Origin of the sequence: Nocardia sp. NPDC002869, from assembly GCF_046764065.1 — a bacterium.
Taxonomy (GTDB): domain Bacteria; phylum Actinomycetota; class Actinomycetes; order Mycobacteriales; family Mycobacteriaceae; genus Nocardia; species Nocardia rhamnosiphila.
Window position 1 is genome coordinate 1 of record NZ_JBKOOL010000288.1, and the last position, 3,294, is coordinate 3,294.

Here is a 3,294-nt window from a genome sequence, read left to right on the forward strand (position 1 = left end):
CGCACGTCCGCCGGTCTGCAAGATCATGGATTACGGCAAGTTCAAGTACGAGACCGCGCAGAAGGCGCGCGAGTCCCGGAAGAACCAGGTCCAGATTCATGGCCGATTACGCGCATTCCCCGGCCGCGGAGGCCGGCCGGGCCGCCAAGGCGCGGCAGCTGGCCGGCTATCTGTGGGACCGGGACATCTCGGGGTCCGAACTGCTCGGTATATCCGCCGCGGTGCGGCGCAAGCTCGCCCGGGCGGCGGGCGCCAACCCACCCGGCACCGACGAGACCTGGCGTTCGGTGGCGCGTCTGCTGGACGAGAAGGCCGCCTGGGCGGCGCGGCATCCCGGCCATCCGGCGGCCGCGCGGCACCATACCGACGAGAAGCTGCTCTGGGTGAAGCCACCGGTCACCCCCTGGTGATCACCGCCCCCCGCAGACGCCGCGGCCCACGCGACCGTGCAGGTCACGTGGGCCGCGTGCCGGACGAGCCGATGGGAGCAGTGCACCGGCGCCCGGGTCTCACCACCAGCCGGTGGCCGTCCCGATCTGCCGCTCCAACTCCGGAGCCAGGGTCCGGGCATAACTCGCGCTGAGATGGTGCTCGTCGTGATAGACGAGCACATTGCCCTCGACCGCCCGGCAGATCTCGGGTCCGCACACCGAATCGGTGAGATCCAGCAGCCGCATATTCGGGAACGCCGCGGCATGCACCAGTGCGGGGTTGACCGGGGCCAGCGCGGTCGCACGCTGCATACCGCAGGTGGCGCTGTCACCCCCGGCGGCCAGGCAGTCCACGGCGCTGTAGCGGATACCGGTCGGGCTGCGCAGCCACGGAGTATCGCGGATGGCGAGCACGTTCAGATGGCGTTCGGCCAGCGCCGCCCACACATCCAGGTACTCGGCCGGGACCACATCGCCGCCGCTGGGCCAGATGGGCGCGGTGGCGGTGGTGAACACCCAATCCGGCGGGTCGGACGCGAGCAGATCGATCACCTGCCGGGACCAGTCGCGGCAATCGGAGATGTCCAGGCCGCGGTACTGGGCGTCGTCGCGGATGTTCAGCGAACAACCCATCTTCAGATAGACGACGACCTTGATGTCGTGTACCTGGGCCAACGCGTCCATCGCGGGCATCCAGTGCTCGGCGTGCGAATTACCGACCATGGCGATGGTGCGCGACCCGTTGGGGTCGCCGTAGGTACAGGCCACGACCTCTTTGTTGAACCAGTCGGAGATGCAGCCGTCACGGGTGGGGGCCGGCAGATCGTTGGACGCCTCCAGGATGGACGGACGCAGTTTCGCCACCGGGACCGCCGCCCCGGCGAACAGCGCCTCCGCACCCGGGTACTCGTTCACCGGCAGCGCTTCCACCGGTTCGGAGGGTGTGCGGGCCATCACCACCTGCCACGAGATGCAGGAGCCGAGGACGAGCGCGCCCACCAGGCTCACCGCCACGGCGGGGATACGACGCTGCCAGACCGGGGTCACCGTGGTCCGCCCGGAACGCAACCGCAGCGGCTCCTCGACGAATTTGTTGGTCAGCACCGCCAGCACCAGCGACGCCGAGATGACCAGCAGGCCACCGCCGAGACCGGCATGCGGTCTCCCGGTCTGTACCAGGTAATAGATGAGCAGCGGCCAATGCCACAGGTACAGCGAATAGGCGATCGAACCCAGTTCGACCGTCGGGCGGGAGGCGAGTAGCCGGGAGACGACCGACCGCCAGCCGCTTTCGGTACGGACACCGGCGACGATCAGCGCCACCGCCGCGCCCACCGGGAACAGCGCGGCCGGCCCCGGGAACTGGCGGGCGCCGTCGAAGAGCACCCCGCAGACGAGAACCGCCGTGAGTCCGGCGGCGGCGACGAGTGTCAGCAGCACGCGCGCGGCCCGGCCGCCGGCGATCCGCACCCAGGGCAGCACGGCGGCCAGCAGCGCACCGGTCAGCAGCTCCCAGGCCCGGGCGCCGCTGTCGTAGTAGGTCCATTCCTGCGACCTGGTCATCCATACGGCGGCGTAGACGAAGGAGCCGGTACCGAGCACCAGCGCCAGCACCGCGATCGCCGGGCGCACCGCCGAGGCCCGGCCCAGGCGTACGCACACCCAGCCGATCACCGCCAGCAGCACCGCGATGGCGAGATAGAACTGACCCTGTACCGCCATCGACCACATGTGCTGCAGCGGGCTGACCGAGGGGTCCGCGGCCAGATAGCTTTCGGAGGCCTGCGCCAGATACCAGTTCTGGTAGTAGAAGGCGGTGGCGATGGTCTGACCGGACATATTGCCCCAGGTCGAGTACGGCCGGTACAGCACCGTGACGACCGCCACCAAGGCCAGCACCACCATCAGGGCGGGGAGCAGCCGGCGCGCGGTACGCACCGCCGTCTGCCGCAGTCCCACCGCGCCGGTTCGTTCCACTTGGCGCAGCAGCATGCCGGTGTAGAAGAAGCCCGAGAGGACCAGGAAGATATCGACTCCGCCGGAGACCTTGCCATACCACACGTGGAACGCGACGACCAAGGCGATCGCAATCCCGCGCAGGCCGTCCAGATCCAGCCGGTAATCGGCGGGACGGGCCGCGGCGGCGGGAGGTGGCGCGGACGGGCCACCGGTGACGTCACTGTCCTTGATTCGCAACAACTGCTTTCTCCGACCTATCTCTTTCTCCGGCCGACCCGGGAGGAGTCGAGTAACAGCAGCGGAGTACGAGCCTCGGACATAGCAGAATCCCTATCACAGTGTGTCGCCCACGGCGAAACCTCCCCGTACGGCGCGAGAACTTCGCCACTGCGGCGCGGAACGTCACAGCATCCGGGGAGTACCCAACCCGGTGTCCGTTTTCCCCTGTCTTATCCAGGCCATACGAGTTGACAATCGACCCGCCCCTCACAACAGTGGAAGCCGCGCGTTCTCGTCGAACGCAGATCCACTCCCCAGCAGACATAGAGGAATTCATGAACGTACGCCAGCTCTATGTCAGCGCCGCCGCCGCGGGGCTGACTCTTCTGGCCGCTCCCGCCGCGAGCGCCGCCGGCCCGATCGGACTGCCCTCCCTGGCAGGCACCGGTTCCTCCGCGGCCGACGCCGTGCTGGGCGCGACCGGTTCGGCCCAGCTGACGCAGACCGGCTCGGCCGGCGGTGCCTTCAAGAACTGTGACGAAGCACGCGCCGCGGGCCGGGCGCCGATCTTCCGCGGTGAGCCCGGTTTCGCCCCCCACCTGGATCCGGACGGCGACGGGTTCGCTTGCCCCACCGTCTGATCCGCGGGTACTGCGCACGAACACCCGGTGACAGCACTGCTGTC

Annotated in this window: 3 protein-coding genes and 1 pseudogene; 3 read left to right on the forward strand and 1 reads right to left on the reverse strand. The window is 68.9% G+C overall.

The genetic code is table 11. The features are described 5' to 3' along the window. Both ACLML9_RS28185 and ACLML9_RS28190 read left to right on the forward strand, forming a co-directional pair. Positions 1 to 94 (forward strand): annotated as a pseudogene (locus ACLML9_RS28185) (translation initiation factor IF-3); the annotation flags it as partial. 4 nt (positions 95 to 98) lie between these two features. Beyond that, the gene (locus tag ACLML9_RS28190) at positions 99 to 410 is read left to right on the forward strand and encodes a hypothetical protein (protein ID WP_411948342.1); all 312 of its coding nucleotides are present in this window, start codon (positions 99 to 101) and stop codon (positions 408 to 410) included. A 99-nt stretch (positions 411 to 509) separates the two neighbouring features. Here the strand turns inward: ACLML9_RS28190 and ACLML9_RS28195 are convergent, their stop codons facing one another. After that, positions 510 to 2,630, reverse strand: a complete 2,121-nt coding sequence (locus tag ACLML9_RS28195; RefSeq protein WP_411948343.1) for an acyltransferase family protein — start codon at positions 2,628 to 2,630, stop codon at positions 510 to 512. Positions 2,631 to 2,944: 314 nt separating this feature from the next. On the opposite strand from ACLML9_RS28195, the gene ACLML9_RS28200 reads away from it, so the two are divergent. Then, the gene (locus ACLML9_RS28200) at positions 2,945 to 3,250 is read left to right on the forward strand and encodes an excalibur calcium-binding domain-containing protein (protein WP_039823171.1); all 306 of its coding nucleotides are present in this window, start codon (positions 2,945 to 2,947) and stop codon (positions 3,248 to 3,250) included. The last annotated feature ends 44 nt before the right edge of the window (positions 3,251 to 3,294 follow it).